The organism is Pseudomonas sp. SDO524_S393 (assembly GCF_054071875.1).
In genome coordinates this window covers 48,885-66,303 of the sequence record NZ_JBSVVZ010000019.1, presented here as the reverse complement: position 1 = coordinate 66,303, position 17,419 = coordinate 48,885, and the positions used below count along the sequence as shown (strand labels likewise).

Annotated in this window: 19 protein-coding genes, 1 pseudogene and 1 riboswitch; of the genes and pseudogenes, 6 read left to right on the top strand and 14 right to left on the bottom strand. The window is 63.0% G+C overall.

The genetic code is table 11. The annotated features are described in order from the left end of the window. Positions 1-16 precede the first annotated feature (16 nt). Genes ACW9IB_RS10995 through ACW9IB_RS10975 form a run of 5 tightly spaced genes read right to left on the bottom strand, consistent with a single transcriptional unit; the run spans position 17 to position 4,034 of the window. Positions 17-646 carry an urea amidolyase associated protein UAAP2 gene (locus ACW9IB_RS10995; RefSeq protein ID WP_457413615.1) on the bottom strand — a complete coding sequence of 210 codons (630 nt, stop codon included), beginning with the start codon at positions 644-646 and terminating at the stop codon, positions 17-19. A gap of 9 nt (positions 647-655) precedes the next feature. Beyond that, a complete protein-coding gene (locus ACW9IB_RS10990; RefSeq protein WP_457413614.1) occupies positions 656-1,381 on the bottom strand; it encodes an urea amidolyase associated protein UAAP1 in 726 nt (241 codons plus the stop codon). Continuing rightward, a complete protein-coding gene (locus tag ACW9IB_RS10985) occupies positions 1,378-2,142 on the bottom strand; it encodes an ABC transporter ATP-binding protein (protein WP_457413613.1) in 765 nt (254 codons plus the stop codon). Before ACW9IB_RS10985 ends, ACW9IB_RS10990 begins: the two co-directional genes overlap by 4 nt. Next, a complete protein-coding gene (locus ACW9IB_RS10980; RefSeq protein ID WP_457364701.1) occupies positions 2,139-2,954 on the bottom strand; it encodes an ABC transporter permease in 816 nt (271 codons plus the stop codon). The genes ACW9IB_RS10985 and ACW9IB_RS10980 overlap by 4 nt, the downstream gene beginning before the upstream one ends. A 12-nt stretch (positions 2,955-2,966) precedes the next feature. Beyond that, on the bottom strand, positions 2,967-4,034 hold the full coding sequence (locus ACW9IB_RS10975; RefSeq protein WP_457413611.1) for a putative urea ABC transporter substrate-binding protein: 1,068 nt from the start codon (positions 4,032-4,034) through the stop codon (positions 2,967-2,969). 60 nt (positions 4,035-4,094) lie between these two features. Continuing rightward, a riboswitch (guanidine-I (ykkC/yxkD leader) is annotated at positions 4,095-4,196 on the bottom strand. A gap of 314 nt (positions 4,197-4,510) precedes the next feature. Between ACW9IB_RS10975 and ACW9IB_RS10970 the strand changes: the two genes are divergently transcribed. Next, the gene (locus ACW9IB_RS10970; RefSeq protein ID WP_457364699.1) at positions 4,511-4,873 is read left to right on the top strand and encodes a hypothetical protein; all 363 of its coding nucleotides are present in this window, start codon (positions 4,511-4,513) and stop codon (positions 4,871-4,873) included. Here ACW9IB_RS10970 and ACW9IB_RS10965 read toward each other — a convergent pair. Further along, positions 4,870-5,982 carry an enoyl-CoA hydratase/isomerase family protein gene (locus ACW9IB_RS10965; RefSeq protein ID WP_457413610.1) on the bottom strand — a complete coding sequence of 371 codons (1,113 nt, stop codon included), beginning with the start codon at positions 5,980-5,982 and terminating at the stop codon, positions 4,870-4,872. The two genes, ACW9IB_RS10970 and ACW9IB_RS10965, sit on opposite strands and share 4 nt — an antisense overlap. A 136-nt stretch (positions 5,983-6,118) precedes the next feature. On the opposite strand from ACW9IB_RS10965, the gene ung reads away from it, so the two are divergent. Continuing rightward, complete coding sequence (gene ung / locus ACW9IB_RS10960) at positions 6,119-6,811, top strand: uracil-DNA glycosylase (protein ID WP_457413609.1); 693 nt, start codon at positions 6,119-6,121, stop codon at positions 6,809-6,811. 126 nt (positions 6,812-6,937) lie between these two features. Here ung and ACW9IB_RS10955 read toward each other — a convergent pair whose 3' ends face one another. The 5 genes from ACW9IB_RS10955 to ACW9IB_RS10935 are packed head-to-tail and all read right to left on the bottom strand — an operon-like array spanning position 6,938 to position 12,327. Further along, the gene (locus tag ACW9IB_RS10955) at positions 6,938-7,975 is read right to left on the bottom strand and encodes an AbrB family transcriptional regulator (RefSeq protein ID WP_457364696.1); all 1,038 of its coding nucleotides are present in this window, start codon (positions 7,973-7,975) and stop codon (positions 6,938-6,940) included. After that, positions 7,968-9,482: a tripartite tricarboxylate transporter permease gene (locus ACW9IB_RS10950; protein WP_457364695.1), complete on the bottom strand. Its 1,515-nt coding sequence runs from the start codon at positions 9,480-9,482 to the stop codon at positions 7,968-7,970. The genes ACW9IB_RS10955 and ACW9IB_RS10950 overlap by 8 nt, the downstream gene beginning before the upstream one ends. Before the next feature lies 1 nt (position 9,483). After that, the gene (locus ACW9IB_RS10945) at positions 9,484-9,942 is read right to left on the bottom strand and encodes a tripartite tricarboxylate transporter TctB family protein (RefSeq protein ID WP_457364694.1); all 459 of its coding nucleotides are present in this window, start codon (positions 9,940-9,942) and stop codon (positions 9,484-9,486) included. A 60-nt stretch (positions 9,943-10,002) separates the two neighbouring features. Further along, on the bottom strand, positions 10,003-10,986 hold the full coding sequence (locus tag ACW9IB_RS10940; protein WP_457364693.1) for a Bug family tripartite tricarboxylate transporter substrate binding protein: 984 nt from the start codon (positions 10,984-10,986) through the stop codon (positions 10,003-10,005). Positions 10,987-11,034: 48 nt separating this feature from the next. Next, on the bottom strand, positions 11,035-12,327 hold the full coding sequence (locus tag ACW9IB_RS10935; RefSeq protein WP_457364692.1) for an OprD family porin: 1,293 nt from the start codon (positions 12,325-12,327) through the stop codon (positions 11,035-11,037). Between the two features lie 235 nt (positions 12,328-12,562). Between ACW9IB_RS10935 and ACW9IB_RS10930 the strand changes: the two genes are divergently transcribed. After that, positions 12,563-13,234, top strand: coding sequence for a response regulator (locus ACW9IB_RS10930; protein ID WP_457413608.1), 672 nt, complete (start codon positions 12,563-12,565; stop codon positions 13,232-13,234). Next, positions 13,227-14,612, top strand: coding sequence for a sensor histidine kinase (locus ACW9IB_RS10925; protein ID WP_457413606.1), 1,386 nt, complete (start codon positions 13,227-13,229; stop codon positions 14,610-14,612). The genes ACW9IB_RS10930 and ACW9IB_RS10925 overlap by 8 nt, the downstream gene beginning before the upstream one ends. Here the strand turns inward: ACW9IB_RS10925 and ACW9IB_RS10920 are convergent, their stop codons facing one another. After that, positions 14,613-15,434: an HDOD domain-containing protein gene (locus ACW9IB_RS10920; RefSeq protein ID WP_457364689.1), complete on the bottom strand. Its 822-nt coding sequence runs from the start codon at positions 15,432-15,434 to the stop codon at positions 14,613-14,615. 36 nt (positions 15,435-15,470) lie between these two features. Beyond that, entirely contained in the window at positions 15,471-16,412 is a 942-nt protein-coding gene (gene ygfZ / locus ACW9IB_RS10915; RefSeq protein ID WP_457413605.1) for a CAF17-like 4Fe-4S cluster assembly/insertion protein YgfZ, read from the bottom strand. Positions 16,413-16,552: 140 nt separating this feature from the next. Here ygfZ and ACW9IB_RS10910 point away from each other — a divergent pair, with 140 nt between their 5' ends. Further along, complete coding sequence (locus tag ACW9IB_RS10910; protein WP_176999181.1) at positions 16,553-16,807, top strand: FAD assembly factor SdhE; 255 nt, start codon at positions 16,553-16,555, stop codon at positions 16,805-16,807. Beyond that, on the top strand, positions 16,791-17,237 hold the full coding sequence (locus ACW9IB_RS10905) for a protein YgfX (RefSeq protein ID WP_457413604.1): 447 nt from the start codon (positions 16,791-16,793) through the stop codon (positions 17,235-17,237). Before ACW9IB_RS10910 ends, ACW9IB_RS10905 begins: the two co-directional genes overlap by 17 nt. Here the strand turns inward: ACW9IB_RS10905 and ACW9IB_RS10900 are convergent. Next, positions 17,206-17,397, bottom strand: a pseudogene (locus ACW9IB_RS10900) (L-aspartate oxidase); the annotation flags it as partial. The gene ACW9IB_RS10905 and the pseudogene ACW9IB_RS10900 sit on opposite strands and share 32 nt — an antisense overlap. Between the last annotated feature and the right edge of the window lie 22 nt (positions 17,398-17,419).

Below are 17,419 nucleotides of genomic sequence, written 5' to 3'. Positions count from 1 at the left end.
CGCAGCCGCTTCATTTTCAGTTCCATACCAGCAGCTCCGCAGGGGTCGGGTTGTAGGCGTTGCACGGGTTGTTCAGTTGCGGGCAGTTGGAAATCAGCACGATCACGTCCATCTCCGCGCGCAGGTCGACGTATTTGCCGGGGGCGGAAATGCCGTCTTCGAACGTCAGCCCGCCGTCGGCCGTGACCGGTACATTCATGAAAAAATTGATGTTCGGCCCGATGTCGCCTTTGTCCAGCCGACCATCGTGGGCGCAGGCACGCAGGTAGTTGTCGCGGCAACTGTGCATGTAGCGCTTTTCCAGGGCGTAGCGCACGGTGTTGCTCTCCTGGGCGCAGGCGCCGCCGAGGGTGTCATGGCGCCCGCAGGTGTCATCGACGATGGTCAGCATCGGCTGGCCGAGGTTGGAATACAGCACGCTGCCGGTGCCCAGGTACACGCTGTTCTGCCGCCGCAATGTGCGTTGCACGTCGTAGCGTTCGCGCGGGTTCTTGAGGCTGTAGAACAGCGTGTCGACGGCCTGGTTGCCCTCGAGGTCGAGGATGCGCAGGGTCTGCCCGGCCTTGACCTCCATCAGCCACGGCTCGCCGGCGGGAATGGTGGCGCGGTACACCGCAGCTTCCGGTTGTTTCAGTGCAGTAGACATGGCGGCTCCTCAGGCAAACAGGCGGTCGGTGTTGATAAAGCCGCGCTCGTTTTCGGGGCGCGAGGTACGGCAGTGTTCGGCGACGCTGGGGTCGGCGTTCATCCAACTGAGTTTCAGCGGTTGCGGGGCGTAGTCGGGGTTGGGGTCCATGGGGTGTTGCAAGGCGGTGAGCACCACCAGGGTGTCCATTGGTGCATAGAGTTCGATGTAGTCGCCGGCTTTGGAATTGCCCGGCACGAAATGCAAACCGCCTTCACTGTCCACATTGACGCGGCTGAACAGGTTGAGGGTCATCAGCAGGTCGGACAGGCCCAGGCCCCACTTGCCCAGTTCCACCAGGAGGTTGTCGGTGCCGTTGCGAAAGAAGCCGTTACGCAGTTCCTGGTAGCGGCCCTGGCCGTATTTTTCGGCGACTTCGGCGGCGCACAGCACACCGCCAAGGCTGTCACTCCAGCCGCAGGTGTCGGCGGTGATGGCGGCCAGCACGCGGCCCATGTCCGAGTACAGGCAGTGACCGCTGGTGAGCTTGGCGGTGTGCTGGCATTTGAGGCTGTCGGGCAGGTTCAGGCGCTCGGTTTTTTCGTTGGCGTTGAGCAGCGTCAGGCTGACGTTGGCGCCACCGCGCAGGTCGGTAAGGCGCAACAGTTGGCCGCGCTTGAGCACGAAGGAACGGTGGCCACCGCCGGGGAGCATTTCTTCGGCGAAGGGCGGGAACAGTTGAGTGGAATCGGTCATGGGGCAGTCACTCCGGGTTCTGCGGCGAGCGCCTTGCGGCGTTCGCTGTTCAAAGGGATGTCGTAGGTGATGCGGGCGCCATAGGCGCCAGGGGCGTGGGGGTCGACGCGGACCTTGTCGAACACCAGCAGGCGCGTGCCCAGGCTGAAACCTTCGCTGAGGTCATGGGTGACCATGAACACCGTCAACCGGGTTTCGCGCCACAGTTCCAGCAGCAACTGGTGCATGTCTTTGCGGATGCCCGGGTCGAGCGCGCCGAAGGGTTCGTCCAGCAGCAACACGCGGGGTTTCATGATCAGCGCCTGGGCGATGGCCAGGCGCTGTTGCATGCCCCCGGAGAGTTGCGCCGGGTACTTGTCGAGGGCGTGGCCAAGACCCACCTTGTGCAGCAGTGCGGCAGCCTGTTCCTGCGCGGTTTTTTTCGCCGTGCCGAACAGGCGACCCAGCAGGCGTGAACGCGGTAATTCGATGCCTAGGACAACGTTGTCCAGCACGCTCAAATGCGGGAACACCGAATAGCGCTGGAACACCACGCCACGGCTGGCATCGGGCTCGCTGGCGAGGGGTTTGCCGTCGAGCAGGATCTGGCCCTTGCTCGCGGTTTCCTGGCCCAGCAGCAGGCGCAGGAAGGTGGACTTGCCGCAGCCGGAGGTGCCCACCAGCGTGCAGAATTCCCCTTCGGCCACTTGCAGGTCGAGCCCTTCGAGCACCACCTGGTCGCCATAGCGCTGCCACACATTGTTGACGCTGATAAAACTCATGGACGCGCTCCTTCGTACCAGGGGAACGCACGTCGGGTCAGGGCCTTGAGGCTCCAGTCCATCAACCAGGCGAGCAGGGTGATCCACACCACGTAAGGCACAATCACGTCCATGGCCAGGTAGCGGCGTACCAGAAAGATCCGGTAACCCAACCCGTCGGTGGAGGCGATGGCTTCGGCGGCGATCAAAAACAACCACGCCGAGCCCAGCATCAGCCGCAGCGAGATCAGCAGGCGCGGCAGCAATTGCGGCAACACCACGCGCAGCATCAGGGTCCAGGTCGACGCGCCGAGGGTCTGCGCCTTGACCAGCAACTCGACGGGAATTTCCCGCGCACGTTGTTCCAGGTCCCGCGCCAGCGCCGGGGTGATGCCGATCACGATCAGCATCACTTTGGACAATTCCCCCAGCCCGAACACGATGAACAGGATCGGCAGGATCGCCAGCGGTGGCACCATCGACAGCACCGTCAGCAAGGGTGACAACGGCGCGCCGAACAGCGGCAAGGTGCCGGCGGCGATGCCCAGGCACAGGCCGGCGAGGGCCGCGACGCCAAGGCCCAGGCCCAGACGGCGCAGGCTCGATGCGCTGTCTTGCCACAGCACGTATTCACCGGTGCGGGCGTCGGCGCTGAACGCCAGGCGTTTCACCGCATCGCCCATTTGGGCGGCGCTGGGCAGCAGCTTGTCGTTGGGGTTGTCCGCCAGGCGTTCGGCCGAGCCCACGAAGTAGGCGAACAGCAGTAACGCGAACGGCAGCAGCACCAACAGCAGGCGGCTGGAGCGGTGCGGATGACGGTTGATCAGGCGCATGGCCAGCTCCTCTTACAGCGTGCCGTCGGCGGCCATCTGCACGTAGCTGGGGTCGAAATGCAGCTTGAGGTTGGCGGTGTCGCCGCTGGTCACGCCGTTGGCGAAGCTCATGCCCACGGCGCTGGTGTCCTTGGCGCCCTCACCGAGCAGGCCGTGTTCGAAGGAGAACTCGGCCACCTTGCGCATGGTGGCGGGCAACTGTTTGCTGGTGGCGAAGGCCAGGGCTTCCTGGGGCGTCGCGAACAGCTTGGTCGTGTCCAGTTGTGCCTGGAAACCCTTGAGGTCAGTACCGGAGGCCTTGGCCATATGCGCCAACGCTTCGCTGCTGGCCGCGCCCTTGGCGTTCATCAGCGCGACGGTTTCGAACCAGGCACCGGTCAGGGCTTTGCCCAGGGCCGGGTTGTCCTTGAGGACCTGGGTGTTGACCACCATCATGTCCATGATTTCGCCGGGCACTTTGCTCGAGTCGAACACTTCGGTTACGCCAGGCTTGGCCTTGATCTCGGAGAGCATCGGGTTCCAGGTGGTCACCGCCTGCACTTGGTCGGTGTTGAAGGCGGCAGCGATGTCGGCGTCGGAGGTGTTGACCACTTTCAGGTCTTTTTCCGTCAAGTCCGCCGACTCCAGCGCGCGGGCCAGCAGGTAGTGGGACACGGAGAGTTCCACCAGGTTGACGTTCATGCCCTTGAGGTCGGCCACGGTCTTGCCGCTGCCCTTGATCACCACGCCATCGTTGCCGTTGGAGAAGTCGCTGACCACCAGCGCGGTGCTGTCCACGCCGCCGGCGGCGGGAATGGTCAGCGCGTCCATGTTGGTCATGGTGCAGCCGTCGAACTGACCGGCGGTGTACTGGTTGATGGACTCGACATAGTCATTGAGCTGGACCATGTCGACAGTGATGCCGTACTTCTTCGCCCACTTGTCGAGGATGCCCTGGCTGCCGGCGTATTCCCACGGCATCCAGCCGGCGTAAATGGTCCAGCACACGCTGAAGTGGTCTTTGGGGGCGGCTTGGGTTTGAACACTCAGCACGGCGGCAAACGCGGCGGCGAGCAAGGCGGGTAAACGCAGTGAGGGCATGGGGCTTCTCCAGTTGATCAGGGGCGGGCAGGAACAACGCGGCACCGTGAACGGTGGCTTGTCTCCCGGGCTTTTATCCCGCCGTGTAACCTCAACTGGAGGTCGCCGACTCTCGGACCAGCCACTCGCGTTTCGCGAGCCGGAACCCTAGTCGGCCATTGCAAATTGTGGTGCCACGAATCTGTTTTCAGTCCTGCACGCCCAGAGACAAAGCGAGAGTCGTGCCAAGTGGCGGGCAAGCGTGTAGCGCGCGGGTTTGCGCAGTGGCGCCTGTGGCGGCGGGAAGGGATGTGCGTTGTGCTGGTGCGCGCCCGCACTGCAATGAGGCGCTCGCTTCGTCTGAAACAGATGTTTCAACCTATGTCAGAAACGCACCAGATTCGGTTTTTGATGTCAGATATTTCGTCATTCACTGAAAGATGAATGCCGCCCTCCAGCGTCGCTGGAGGTGCTCTTCCGCGGTCCGGGAGGCCGCCATGTATCGACGACTGCTGCTCAGCGCTTTACTCGGTCTGACCCTATCCGCGTGTGTGCCCTATTACGACGGCGGCCAGAGCTATTACCGCTCCGAGGTCTACACCGCGCCGGCGCCGGTGTATTACTACGGCGGCGGCACGGCGTATCAATACCGCCGCGACTACTACCCCGCACCGCGTTACTACGCCCCGCAACCGCGTTATTACTCGGCGCCGCGCTATTACCAACCGGCGCCGCGTTATTACCCTCGACCCGGTTACCGGCCTTATCCGAACCAGGGCTGGAACGGCCGCTGGGGCAACGGCGGCGGGCATAACCAGGGCGGCAACGGGCATGGCGGCCACGGCGGTGGGCATCGCTAAACGTCGGACAAATCCGCCAGCGGGTGGCGGCCTTCCCAGGCCTTGTGAAAGTGCGCTTGCACCACGGCGTCGGGAATCGTGTTGATATCCGGCCAATGCCAACGGGGCTTGTGGTCCTTGTCGATCAGCCGCGAGCGCACCCCTTCGCTGAACTCCGGGTGGCGACAGCAGTTGAGGCTCAGGGTGTATTCCATCTGGAACACCTGGGCCAGGGACAAATGCCGGGCGCGTCGGATCTGTTCCCACACCAGATGCGCGGTCAGCGGGCAGCCCTCGCTCAAGGTTTTACCGGCGCGCTGGAACAGTGGGTCAGCGTGATCTTGCAGCAGGCTCAAGGCCCGCCAGGCGCAGCGTATGTCACCCACGTCCAACCATTCGTCGATTAGTGCACGGCGCGGCAACCATTGCGCTTCGGGTTGCTGGTTGGCGGCTTCCTGGGCCAGGGCTTTGAGCAGGCTGTTGAGCTGCATCGCGGTCTGTTCCTGCCAGTTCAGTTGCAGCAAACCGTCGAGCAGTTCGTCTTGTTGATCGTCCCGCAGGAAGCGGTCGGCGAGTCCCAGGTCCAACGCGTCGCGCCCGTTGATGTGCGCGCCCGTGAGGCCGAGGAACAGCCCCAGCTTGCCGGGCAGACGTGACAGAAACCAACTGGCACCCACGTCCGGGTACAGGCCGATGCTGATCTCGGGCATGGCCAACCGGCTGCTCGGTGTGACGATGCGCACCGCCGCGCTTTGCAACAGGCCCATGCCGCCACCCAGCACGTAACCGTGGCCCCAGCAGATCAGCGGTTTGGGGAAGGTGTGCAGGCGATAGTCCAGGCGGTATTCCGCCGCAAAGAACTGCCCGGCCAGCGCCGGCACTTCACCCGGTTGTTCGCGGCAGGCCTGGGCCAGGCTGCGCACTTCGCCACCGGCGCAAAACGCTTTGGGGCCATTGCCGCGCAGCAGCACACACACAATGTTCGGGTCTCTGGCCCAGCTGTCCAGGCGCTCGCTCAGGGCCAGGATCATCGGCAGGGACAGGGCATTCAGGGACTTTTCGGCGTCGAGGCTGGCGATGCCGATGCGGGCGCCGTCGCTGCCGGTCAGCTCTTCGAAGTGCAGGTTCATCATGACCTCATTCGGGGGAGTGAAGGATCAGTATGATCCCTTCGCGGGAAAGTGCCGGTAGCGTGTCAGATCAATTGACAAGCGGGGTCGGCTTTCCTAGGGTTCGCCCATTCTTTTTTTACACGATGATTTATTCATGACTGACGGCGACCGTATCAAACTCGAACCCAGCTGGAAACACGCCCTGCGCGACGAGTTCGACAAGCCTTACATGGCCCAGTTGCGCGAGTTCCTGCGCCAGGAACATGCCGCCGGCAAGGAGATCTACCCGCCCGGCCCGCTGATTTTCAATGCGCTCAATTCCACGCCGCTGGATAAGGTCAAGGTGGTGATCCTCGGCCAGGACCCGTACCACGGCCCCGGCCAGGCCCACGGCCTGTGCTTCTCGGTGCAACCGGGCGTGCCGACGCCGCCGTCACTGGTCAACATCTATAAAGAACTCAAGCGCGACCTGAACATCGACATCCCCAACCACGGCTGTCTGCAAAGCTGGGCTGACCAAGGCGTGCTGCTGCTCAACACCACCATGACCGTGGAGCGCGCCAACGCCAACGCCCATGCGGGCAAGGGCTGGCAGTTCTTTACCGACCGCATTATCGAAGTGGCCAGCCAGCATCAGCCGCACCTGGTGTTCCTGCTGTGGGGCGCCCATGCACAGAGCAAGCAGAAGCTGGTCGACGCCACCAAGCACCTGGTGCTGACCTCGGTGCATCCGTCGCCGTTGTCGGCGTATCGCGGGTTTTTGGGGTGCGGGCATTTCAGTCGCACCAACAAGTACCTTGAGCAGAACGGCGAGACGCCTATCGAATGGCGGTTGCCGCCGCTATAAGCCTCACCTCAGCCACTGTGGGAGCGGGCTTGCCCGCGATGGCGGTATGTCAGCTCACAGGTTCATTTGCTGATGGACCGCCATCGCAGGCAAGCCAGCTCCCACATTTTGAACGGTGTCGGAGCGTTAAACCTTTTCGGGCTGGCGATTCCAATGCCTGAACAACGGCTCTGCCAAGAACAACACAAACAACAACCGCATCACCTGCATCGCCGTCACCAGCGGCACCGACAGTTGCAAGGTTTCGGCGGTGAGGCTCATCTCGGCAATGCCGCCGGGCATCATGCCCAGGGTCAGTGAGCGCAAGTCCAGGTGGGTCAGGGCACTCAGGCCGACTGCCGCGAAGGTGGCCAGCGCCATGGTCAGCGCGGTGCCGACCAGGGTGCGCGCCATGAACGACGGCGCCCGGCGGAAGAACTGCCGGTTGAAGTGGCAACCCAGGCCGCTGCCGATCAGCCACTGGCCGATCTGGCTGCCGCCATCGGGCAGGCCGATATGCAGGTCCCACACCACACTGGCAGTCGCACTGACCAGCAGCGGCCCGAACAGCCACGGGTTCGGCTGGCGCAGGCGCTGCCATCCCCAGGCCACCAGCGCACCGATCGGAAACAGCGCGAACAGCCATGGCCAACTGACTGGCGCCGGATGAAACTGCGGAGCGCCGCCGCCCAGCAAATATTTGAAGATCGCCGGCACGCACAACACCACCACCAGCACGCGCAGACTTTGCCCCGCCGCGACGCGGCTGAGCACTGCGCCATTGCGCGCGCCGAGGTTGACCATCTCACCGGAACCGCCCGGCATGCTCGAGAAAAACGCAGTGGCGCGGTCTTCACCGCTGCGGCGCATCAACCACACGCCGACGATACTTGAGAGGCTGGTGACCAGTGCGCCGAAGAAGATCAGCCCGAAGTGACTCAGCACCTGCTCGATCACCACCGGGGTGAAGTGCAGGCCGATGCCGATGCCCACCACCCATTGGCCGCATTTGCGCCCGCCGGGAATCTCCGCCAACTGCCACGGCGTGAGGCAGCGCACCAGGATGATCGCCAGCAACGAGCCGACCATGTACGGCAATGGCCAGCCGACGAGGCTGGCCAGGTAACCGCCGGCTAGGCCGACCAGCGGTGTTCCCCACCATTGTTTAAAGGTGACCTCAGACATCGGCCAGGGCACGACGCTGCAGGGCACGCTTGCGGTAGATGCGCACCAGCGGGAAGGCCAGCATCAGCGCGGTCAGTACCCACACGCCAAAGGCGATCGGGCTCGACCAGAGGATGTCCAGCGCACCGTTGGAAATCGACAGCGCACGACGCAGGTTCTGCTCCATCAGGCCGCCGAGGATAAAGCCCAGCAGTACCGGCGACAGCGGGAAGTCGAGCTTGCGCAGGATGTAGCCGAAGATGCCGATGCCGACCATGAGGAACAGGTCGAAGGTGGTGGCGTGCACGGCATAAACGCCAATCGCGGTGATGATGGCGATCACCGGCACCAGCGCCCAGTTCGGCACGGCGAGGATACGCGTGAAGATGCGGATCATCGGGATGTTGAGGATCACCAGCATGATGTTGGCGATGAACAACGACGCGATCAGGCCCCAGACGATGTCCGGTTGCTGTTGGAACAGCAGCGGGCCCGGGGTGATGTTGTACAGCGACAGCGCGCCGATCATCACCGCCGTGGTGCCCGAACCGGGAACGCCGAGGGTCAGCATCGGTACCAGGGCGCCGCAGGCAGAAGCACCGATGGCCGTTTCTGGGGCGGCGAGGCCGCGCATGTCGCCCTGGCCGAATTTACCGCCGGCACCGGCCAGGCGTTTTTCGGTCATGTAGGCCACGGCCGAGGCCAGGGTGGCGCCAGCACCGGGCAACACGCCCATGATGAAACCCAGCAGCCCGCAACGGATGTTCACCACGAACACCGCAGAGGCTTCCTTGAGGTTGAACAGCATGCGCCCGGTGGCTTTCACGGCTTCCTGGCCACGGTGGGTTTTTTCCAGCAGCAACAGGATCTCGCTGATGGAGAACAGGCCCAGCACCAGCACCACGAACTGAATGCCGTCGGTGAGGTGGATGTTGTCGCCGGTAAAGCGGTACACGCCGCTGTTGGCGTCGATGCCCACCGCCGACAGGAACAGGCCGATCAGGGCCGCCACGAAGGTCTTCAGCGGTTTGTCACCGGCCATGCCGCCCAGGCAGACAATCGCGAACACCATCAGTACGAAATATTCCGCGGGACCGAAGGCAATTGCCCACTTGGCCAGCAGCGGCGCAAACAGCACCATGCCGCAGGTGGCGATGAACGCACCGATGAACGAACTCCACGCCGACAACGACAGCGCCACGCCGGCCAGGCCTTTGCGGGCCATCGGGTAGCCGTCGAGGGTGGTCATCACGGTGGACGCTTCGCCCGGGATGTTGAGCAGGATCGAGCTGATACGGCCGCCGTATTCGCAGCCCAGGTACACGGCAGCGAGCAGGATCAGTGCCGACTCCGGCGGCAGGCCCAGGGCGAAGGCGATGGGGATCAGCAAGGCCACGCCGTTGATCGGGCCCAGGCCCGGCAGCAGGCCGACCACGGTGCCGATCAACGTGCCGCACAGTGCGGTTACCAGGTTGTAGGGGGACAGTGCAACGCCGAAGCCCTGACCCAAGTAGCTGAAAGTATCCATGTCAGTTCTCCAGAACGTCGAGCAGGCCGAGGGGCAGCGGTACATCCATGGCTTTGTCGAACAGCAGGTAAAGACCGATGGCCATCAAGGTGACGATCACCACGCTCGGCAACCAGCGGCCGCCATACAGACGGGCCATGGGAATGCCGATCAGCATGCTGCTGAGGATGAAGCCCAAGGGTTCGAAGGTGCCGGCAAACACGATCAGCAGCGCCACGCAGATGCTGATCTTGATCAGGGTCTCGCGGTCCAGCGGCGGTTCGTCTTCGGTGTGTTTGGTGGGCTGCGGGCGAAACAGCATGTAGATCAGGCCCAGGCTCATCAGCCCGAGCATCAGCAGCGGGTAGGCGCGAGGCCCCACTGGCTCGTAGGAAAACGAGGCCTGATACGGCCAGGCCATCAGTGCCAGGCCGGCGCAGACCAGTAGCATCACGCAGGCGAAAATGCGTTGTAAAAGCATGTGAAACTCCTGGGCCACGCGCCCGGTTCAGGAGGGCGTGGCCACATTAGAGAGGGGCGTTTACTGGATCAGGCCGAACTCTTTGGCCAGCACTTTGTAGTCAGCCACCTGTTTCTTCACGTAGGTGTCCAGCTCGGGGCCGGTCATGGCGAACGGGAAGAGCTCGCGCTGGTCACGCAGTTTGGCGAACTCGTCGGAGGCCAGCAGTTTGTCGAAGGCTTCTTTCCACCAGGCATAGTCGGCATCGCTGACTTTTGGCCCGAGGTAGAACCCACGCACCACCGGCCAGACGATGTCGTAGCCTTGCTCTTTGGCGGTCGGAATATTCTTCATTTCCGGCTCGTCCAGGCGCTGCTCGGAGAACACCGCCAGCAGGCGCATGTCACCGCTCAGGATATGCGGCATGGAGTCGGAAATATCCGTACTGCCCACCTGGATGTGACCGCCGAGCAGGGCGGTGGCGATCTCGCCGCCGCCTTCCAGCGCCACGTAGCGCAGCTCGCGCGGGTTGATCCCGGCGGCCTTGGCGATCAGCGCGGTCTGCATCCAATCCTGGCTGCCGACGGTGCCGCCGGAACCGATTACCACGCCGCCCGGATCTTTCTTCAGGGCTTTGACCAGATCGTCGAGGGTCTTGTAGGGCGAATCGGCTTTCACCGCGATGGCCCCGTAGCTGGTGCCGACGGCTGCCAGCCAGCGCACCGCGCTTTCATCGAAGCGACCGAATTTGCCTTGGGCCAGGTTCAACAGCGAACCGCTGGACCAGGCCACCAGGGTGCCGGCATCGGCCGGGCGCTGGGCGACCACCGCGTTGTAGGCCACCGCACCGACGCCGCCGGGCATGTAGGTCACACGCATCGGCTTGGTCAGCAGTTTCTCGTTGACCAGTGCGCTTTGCGCCAGTTTGCAGGTCAGGTCAAAGCCACCGCCCGGCGAGGCCGGGGCAATGCATTCCGGACGCTTGGGTTCGTCGGCGGCCAGCAGTTGGCCGGCGAACAGCATGCAGCCGGCGGCGAGGGCCAATTTACGCAGTGAAAGGGTCATGGGTTTCTCCGTCATTGTTGTTATCGATTGCTGCTTTTCGAGGCGCACTTACCAAAGCGCAATGCTGTAGCTCACCAGCAGGCGCATTTCATCCGCATCACGGGCTGAATAGTTGGAGCGGTAGGTCGCGTTGCGCAGGCGCACGGCCACATCCTTGAAGGTGCCGCTTTGCACCACGTATTTGATCTCGCTGTTGCGTTCCCACTCTTTGCCGGTATCGCCGTTTCTGAGCTTGATGTTGTCACCCGACAGGTAACGGCTCATGAAGCTCAGGCCGGGAATGCCCAGCTTGGTGAAGTCGTAGTCGTAGCGTGCCTGCCAGGAGCGCTCTTCGGCGCCGGCAAAGTCGTTGATCTGCACGAAGTTGACCAGGTACGGATCGCTGCCATCCACATAGGGGAACGCGCTGTCGCCGGACATGTGCTGGTAGCCGGCGCTGAGCTTATGGCCATTGAGGGCATAGCTGAACAGGCCGTTGAGAGAGGTGTTGTCGATCTTGCCGCCACGGGCGGCCCCGGTGTCATCGCTGATGGCCAGGCGCAGGTCGGCGGCGAAGGTGCCGGGACCCAGCGGGCGGGCGGCTACCAGGCCGAGGAAGTGCTGGCGGTATACGTCGTCGAGCTCGGCGAAGTGGTAGCTGCCGGTGATCTTGTCGGCGAACTTGTAGTCGACGCCGCCAAAGTTGAAGTGCTTGCCGGTGGCGCCGCTGAGGAAACGACTGTTCTTGTTGTTGAGGCCGATGTCTTCGTAGTTGCTGTCGTCGCGATCCTTGGCCTTGTCGAGGCGGCCACCGGTGAACACCAGGTTCTTGAACTCCTTGGAGGTCAGCAGGCCACCGTTGAAGGTCTGCGGCAGGATGCGGCCATCGTTGGGCTTGAGGATCGGCAGTTCGGGGATCAAGGCACCGATCTTCAGCTCGGTGGCCGAGATCTTCACTTTGCCGGTCAGGCCCAGTTTGGAGTATTCATCGGCGGCGCGACCATCGTCGTGGGTGGGCAACAGGCCGGTGCCGGTGCGGTCGGGGCTGGAGTCGAGCTTGACCCCAAGCATGCCCAGCGCATCCACGCCGAAGCCGACGGTGCCGTCGGTGTAGCCCGATTGCAGGTTGAGCATGAAGCCCTGGGCCCATTCGTCGCGCTTGGATTGCTGTGCGCTGGTGCCGTCGCGGAAGTCACGGTTGAAGTACATGTTGCGGGTTTCCAGGGTCGCGCTGCTGTCTTCGAAGAAGGCAGCCTGGGCAAGCGGCGAAAAGCCTGCAAGGGCAGCGGCACTGGCGAGGGCGGTCTGGGCAAGGCGGGAAAAACCAACAGGCGAGGCGGCCTGGGGCTGTGTCGACAGCATCGTTGTGTACTCCGTTATTGTTCTTATTTTGGCGAAAACGCATCGAGGCGTTTTTCGGTGGCCACGGATCAGGCAGCCCGATGGGCATGACCCACCGTGAAGGGATGCTAAAGGGCGAAGCTTTCACTAACCTTTCAGTTGCCTTTCAATGTTTTCGGGCTTCACAGGGCAGGCGGCGCCTGTAAACTGCCCGGCAAAGCGTGGCGTCGACCACCCCTGACTGAGGTAGAAATCCATGCGTGTCTTGCTGGTTGAAGACCATCTGCAACTCGCCGAAAGTGTTGCCCAGGCGCTCAAGAGCACGGGGTTGACCGTCGATGTGCTGCACGATGGGGTGGCGGCGGACCTGGCCTTGAGCAGCGAGGAGTACGCGGCGGCAATCCTCGACGTGGGGCTGCCGCGGATGGACGGTTTCGAGGTGCTGGCCCGTTTGCGGGCGCGCGGGAAAAACCTGCCGGTGCTGATGCTGACCGCACGCAGTGACGTGAAGGACCGAGTGCACGGCCTGAACCTGGGGGCTGACGACTATCTCGCCAAACCGTTCGAGCTGACCGAGCTGGAGGCGCGGGTCAAGGCGCTGCTACGGCGCAGCGTGTTGGGCGGCGAACGCCAGCAGACCTGCGGGGTGCTGGTGTATGACCTCGACACCCGGCGGTTTACCGTCGCGGGCGAGCTGATGACGCTGACCTCCCGTGAGCAAGCGGTACTCGAGGCGCTGATCGCGCGCCCGGGGCGGGTGATGAGCAAGGAACAGCTGGCTTCCCAGGTGTTCGGCCTGGATGAAGAGGCCAGCCCGGATGCCATCGAAATCTATGTGCACCGACTGCGCAAGAAACTCGACGGCCAGCCCATCGCCATCGTGACCTTCCGTGGCCTCGGCTACCTGCTGGAAGCGCGCGATGCATAAGCCCAGCAGCCTGCGCTGGCGCCTGCTGTGGAACCTGGCGCTGTTGCTGGTGGTGCTGATGTTCGCCAGCGGCATGAGCGCCTACTGGAATGGCCGCGAGGCCGCCGACACCGCTTACGACCGTACGCTGCTGGCGTCGGCGCGCACCATCGCCGCAGGCCTGACTCAGGTGGACGGCACTTTGAGCGCCAACGTGCCCTACGTGGCCTTGGACACCTTCGCTTATGACAGTGCCGGGCGTATTTACTATCAGGTCAATGACATCGACCGAAAGCTCATTTCCGGTTACGAAAACCTCCCCGGCCCACCACCCGGCACGCCACGCACCGATGACTATCCGGCGCTGGCGCGTTTCTATGACGCCATTTATCAAGGCCAGCAGGTGCGCGTGGTCAGCCTGCTCAAGGCGGTATCGGAACCGAACATGAATGGCATGGCGGAAATCCGCGTGGCCGAAACCGATGAGGCGCGGGTCAGCATGGCTCGCAGCCTGATGGCCGACACCTTGTTGCGATTGGGCATGCTCGCCGTCGGGGCGTTGTTGCTGGTGTGGTTCGCCGTGAGTGCGGCGCTGCGTCCGCTGGAACGGCTGCGCACGGCGGTGGAAGAACGCCAGCCCGATGACCTGCGACCCTTGCCCCTGGTGGAGGTGCAACACGAGTTCGGCCCGTTGGTGCGCTCTCTCAACCACTTCACTGAGCGTCTGCGTGGGCAGTTCGAACGCCAGGCGCAGTTCATCGCCGATGCGGCCCACGAACTGCGCACGCCGCTGGCAGCGCTCAAGGCCCGTTTGGAACTGGGTTTGCGCGCCGAAGAGCCGGCTACGTGGCGCAGTACGCTGGAGACTGCCGCCCAGGGCACCGACCGTCTGACTCACCTGGCCAATCAATTGCTGTCCCTTGCGCGCATCGAAAACGGCGCCCGGGCGATTGCCGAAGGCGGCGCGCAATTGCTGGACTTGAGCCAGCTGGCCCGCGAACTGGGCATGGCCATGGCGCCTTTGGCCCATGCGCGGGGCGTGGCGCTGGCCCTGGAGGCTGATGAGCCGGTGTGGTTGCGGGGTGAGCCGACGCTGTTGAATGAGCTGTTGAGCAACCTGGTGGATAACGCTCTGGCGCATACACCGTCCGGCGGCAATGTGATTCTGCGGGTGACCGCACCGGCTGTGCTGGAGGTGGAAGATGACGGCCCGGGCATTCCGCTCAATGAGCGTGACCGGGTGTTCGAGCGTTTCTATCGACGCAGCCAGCAGGGCATGGGCTCGGGCCTGGGGCTGGCGATCGTCGGCGAGATTTGTCGGGCGCATCTGGCGCAGATCAGCCTGCACGATGGCGAGCAGGCGGGTTTGAAAGTACGCGTGAGTTTTATCGCGGGTTGATCAGTAGAACATCGAGCGCGCTTCATCCAGTTCGGTGCGCAATTTGTCGCTGTAAGGGTCGACCCGCAGCTTTTTGATCGCGGGCAGGTTGAACACCGGCACATCGGCCAGGGGATGGTCGGTGCCGCGATGGCAATACAGCACGGCCACTTGTACCAGGTCGATGTAGTCCAGGGTGGCCGACTCGCGCTCCAGGTTCAGGTATTGGCCGGGCAGGTTGACCAATGACTCGGGGAAATCCCAGCCGCGCAGCAGTTGGTCGCCCAATACCGGGTGGATGCTGTCGATCACGTGGTTGAGGCTGACCGGGTCCGAGAGCAACTCGTAGTGATCCTCGGCATAGGTGAGGATGGGCAAGACGCCGATCTGGTGCACCAGGCCGCCGAGGGCCGCCTGGTCCGGCTTGAGTTGGGTGTGGCCGCGGCACAGGGCATAGCTCACGCCCGCCACTTCGAGGCTGCGGCGCCAGACATCGCGCATCTTCTGTTCGACCGCCTCGGAGCGGGCGTGGAAAATCTGCTCCATGACCAGGCCGATGGCCAGGTTGCTGCTGTAGTTGGTGCCCAGTCGCGTAATGGCGGTGTGCAGGTCGGTGACTTCCTGGGTGGCGCGCAGCAACGGGCTGTTGACCACTTTGATCAGGCGTGCCGACAGCGCGGTATCGCGACCGATCACTTTGCTCAGATGGCTGATGCTGATATCCGGGTCTTCGGCGGCTTGACGAATCTTCAGGGCCACTTCCGGTAATGTCGGCAGAACCAGGTCATCGTTGTCGATGGCCGCAACCAAAGCCTGTTGGACTTTTTCCGCCAGCTTGTTCATTCATGCTCTCTAGGGTGTTGCAAAAAGGTACGGCGATCAGCGCTGGATCTCTCGATCACGGTCGAGCGTGTAAGGCAGGTCAAGCAATTGCAGGCCGGGGCCTTCCAGGGTGCCTAAATGCACATCGCCACTATCGGCAGCTTCGGCTTGCAACACGGCCAGAAGTTCAATGGTTTGGTCCGCTTTTGCGGCAAGCACCACTTCGCCGATCGAGCTGTTGTGGCTGGGAGAAAATAGCGGGGTGCCTGGTTCGGGCATGTCAGGTGCGTCGAGGTTCAAGCGGTACAGGCGGCGCTTGAGTTTGCCCAGGTACTGCATGCGCGCGACGATTTCCTGGCCGGTGTAGCAGCCCTTCTTGAAGCTGACTCCGCCTACGGCTTGCAGGTTGAGCATCTGTGGGATGAACAGTTCGCGGGTTTGCGGCATGACCTGACCGATACCGGCGCGGATTTGCCCCAGCAGCCATTCGTTCAGACCGGTTTGTTCAAGGCGTGCAGCCAATTGGCCGCGTACGGCGTCGCCTTGCTCGGCAGGCACCCAGAGTTCTGCGCGGCCAGGAGAGACACGGATGGCGATCAACGTATCGTTGCGAACGACGCTATCGGTCTCGGCGGGCAGTTCAAGGCCAAGGCTGGCCAGGACCTGATCCGCATTCGTCAGACCGAAGCGCACCCAGGCGGCGCTTTCGTCGGTGAGTTTGGATTTGGAAAACACGGCGTACTTTTTCAAGTCGGCCAGTTGCGGTTCCAGCAGCTCGGTGGTCATGGCCAGTAACACGCCGTCGCCTTGCAGCAGGATGCGGAAGCTCGACTGCATGCGCCCTTTTTGCGTGCAGCGCGCACCAAGGCTGGCCTGGGCATCGCTCAGGTAATTGAGGTTGCAGGTCAATTGGCCCTGCAGGAATTTGGCAGCGTCGGCGCCGCGGACGGCGAGAACGCCTTCGTGGGACAGGGGGCAGAAGAAAGCAGAGTCAGCCATGGGTCATCGCAGGTCAAAAAGTCATGGGTGCATCATAGAGGGGCGCCCGGCAAATGGATAGTTTCCGTATGGCGCGACCAAAGCCGACTGTTCCGGTGCCGTCGGGCCTGTATACTTGCCGCCTATTTGAGGAGCGCTCCATGGTCGAAGATGTAGAAATCAATCGCCTCTTCTGGCATAGCCGTCGTGGCATGCTGGAGTTGGATGTGTTGCTGGTGCCGTTCACCAAAGAGGTATACGCGACGCTCAACCAGGTCGATCGCGACCTCTACGTCCGGTTGCTGACCTGCGAAGATCAGGACATGTTCGGCTGGTTCATGGAGCGCTCCGAATCGGAAGATCCAGAGCTGCAGCGCATGGTTCGGATGATTCTGGACCGTGTCCAGCCCAAGTAATCGTTTTGAATGCCGCTGGCAGGCCTCACGGCTATTGCTGGCGGCGTATCTCTTTGCCCAGCTGGTCGCGCTGGGTGCATGTTTGTTTGTGGATTTACCCTATTCAAGCCTCGGCGCATTTGTGTGCCTGGCGCATGCCGCCTGGGTTCTGCCGCGGCATATTCTGCTGAGTCACCGTTCGTCGGTTCGTGGCCTGCGCCGCGACGAGGACGGCTGGCAGTTATTCTCTGCCGAGCGGGGCTGGCACAGCGTGCAACTGCGGCCTGACAGCCTCGCGCTACCGCTGATCGTGGTGCTGCGCTATCGGCTGCCAGGCGAGTGGCGGGTGCGTTCGATCTGCGTGCCCAAGGATTCACAGGCCGCCGACCTGCATCGGCGGCTGCGCGTACGCCTGAAGTTCAGCCGCCGTAGGTGGCTGGCACCAGGATAGTGTCGCGGGCCTCGGGCAGCATCTGCGGGTAGTCGAGGGTGTAATGCAGGCCGCGGCTTTCCTTGCGTTCCATGGCCGAGCGAATCATCAGCTCCGCCACCTGGGCCAGGTTGCGCAGCTCGATCAGGTCGCGGCTGACCTTGTAGTTGCTGTAGAACTCGACCCTATGAGGCTAAACCCAA

Coding starts and splice junctions, on each gene's coding strand:
- ACW9IB_RS10910 (WP_176999181.1), top strand. CDS start 16,553: ATGGTCGAAGATGTAGAAATCAATCGCCTCTTCTGGCATAGCCGTCGT.
- ACW9IB_RS10940 (WP_457364693.1), bottom strand. CDS start 10,986: ATGACCCTTTCACTGCGTAAATTGGCCCTCGCCGCCGGCTGCATGCTG.
- ACW9IB_RS10945 (WP_457364694.1), bottom strand. CDS start 9,942: ATGCTTTTACAACGCATTTTCGCCTGCGTGATGCTACTGGTCTGCGCC.
- ACW9IB_RS10970 (WP_457364699.1), top strand. CDS start 4,511: ATGTATCGACGACTGCTGCTCAGCGCTTTACTCGGTCTGACCCTATCC.
- ACW9IB_RS10975 (WP_457413611.1), bottom strand. CDS start 4,034: ATGCCCTCACTGCGTTTACCCGCCTTGCTCGCCGCCGCGTTTGCCGCC.
- ACW9IB_RS10965 (WP_457413610.1), bottom strand. CDS start 5,982: ATGAACCTGCACTTCGAAGAGCTGACCGGCAGCGACGGCGCCCGCATC.
- ACW9IB_RS10935 (WP_457364692.1), bottom strand. CDS start 12,327: ATGCTGTCGACACAGCCCCAGGCCGCCTCGCCTGTTGGTTTTTCCCGC.
- ung (WP_457413609.1), top strand. CDS start 6,119: ATGACTGACGGCGACCGTATCAAACTCGAACCCAGCTGGAAACACGCC.
- ACW9IB_RS10955 (WP_457364696.1), bottom strand. CDS start 7,975: ATGTCTGAGGTCACCTTTAAACAATGGTGGGGAACACCGCTGGTCGGC.
- ygfZ (WP_457413605.1), bottom strand. CDS start 16,412: ATGGCTGACTCTGCTTTCTTCTGCCCCCTGTCCCACGAAGGCGTTCTC.
- ACW9IB_RS10985 (WP_457413613.1), bottom strand. CDS start 2,142: ATGAGTTTTATCAGCGTCAACAATGTGTGGCAGCGCTATGGCGACCAG.
- ACW9IB_RS10925 (WP_457413606.1), top strand. CDS start 13,227: ATGCATAAGCCCAGCAGCCTGCGCTGGCGCCTGCTGTGGAACCTGGCG.
- ACW9IB_RS10995 (WP_457413615.1), bottom strand. CDS start 646: ATGTCTACTGCACTGAAACAACCGGAAGCTGCGGTGTACCGCGCCACC.
- ACW9IB_RS10950 (WP_457364695.1), bottom strand. CDS start 9,482: ATGGATACTTTCAGCTACTTGGGTCAGGGCTTCGGCGTTGCACTGTCC.
- ACW9IB_RS10990 (WP_457413614.1), bottom strand. CDS start 1,381: ATGACCGATTCCACTCAACTGTTCCCGCCCTTCGCCGAAGAAATGCTC.
- ACW9IB_RS10920 (WP_457364689.1), bottom strand. CDS start 15,434: ATGAACAAGCTGGCGGAAAAAGTCCAACAGGCTTTGGTTGCGGCCATC.
- ACW9IB_RS10980 (WP_457364701.1), bottom strand. CDS start 2,954: ATGCGCCTGATCAACCGTCATCCGCACCGCTCCAGCCGCCTGCTGTTG.
- ACW9IB_RS10930 (WP_457413608.1), top strand. CDS start 12,563: ATGCGTGTCTTGCTGGTTGAAGACCATCTGCAACTCGCCGAAAGTGTT.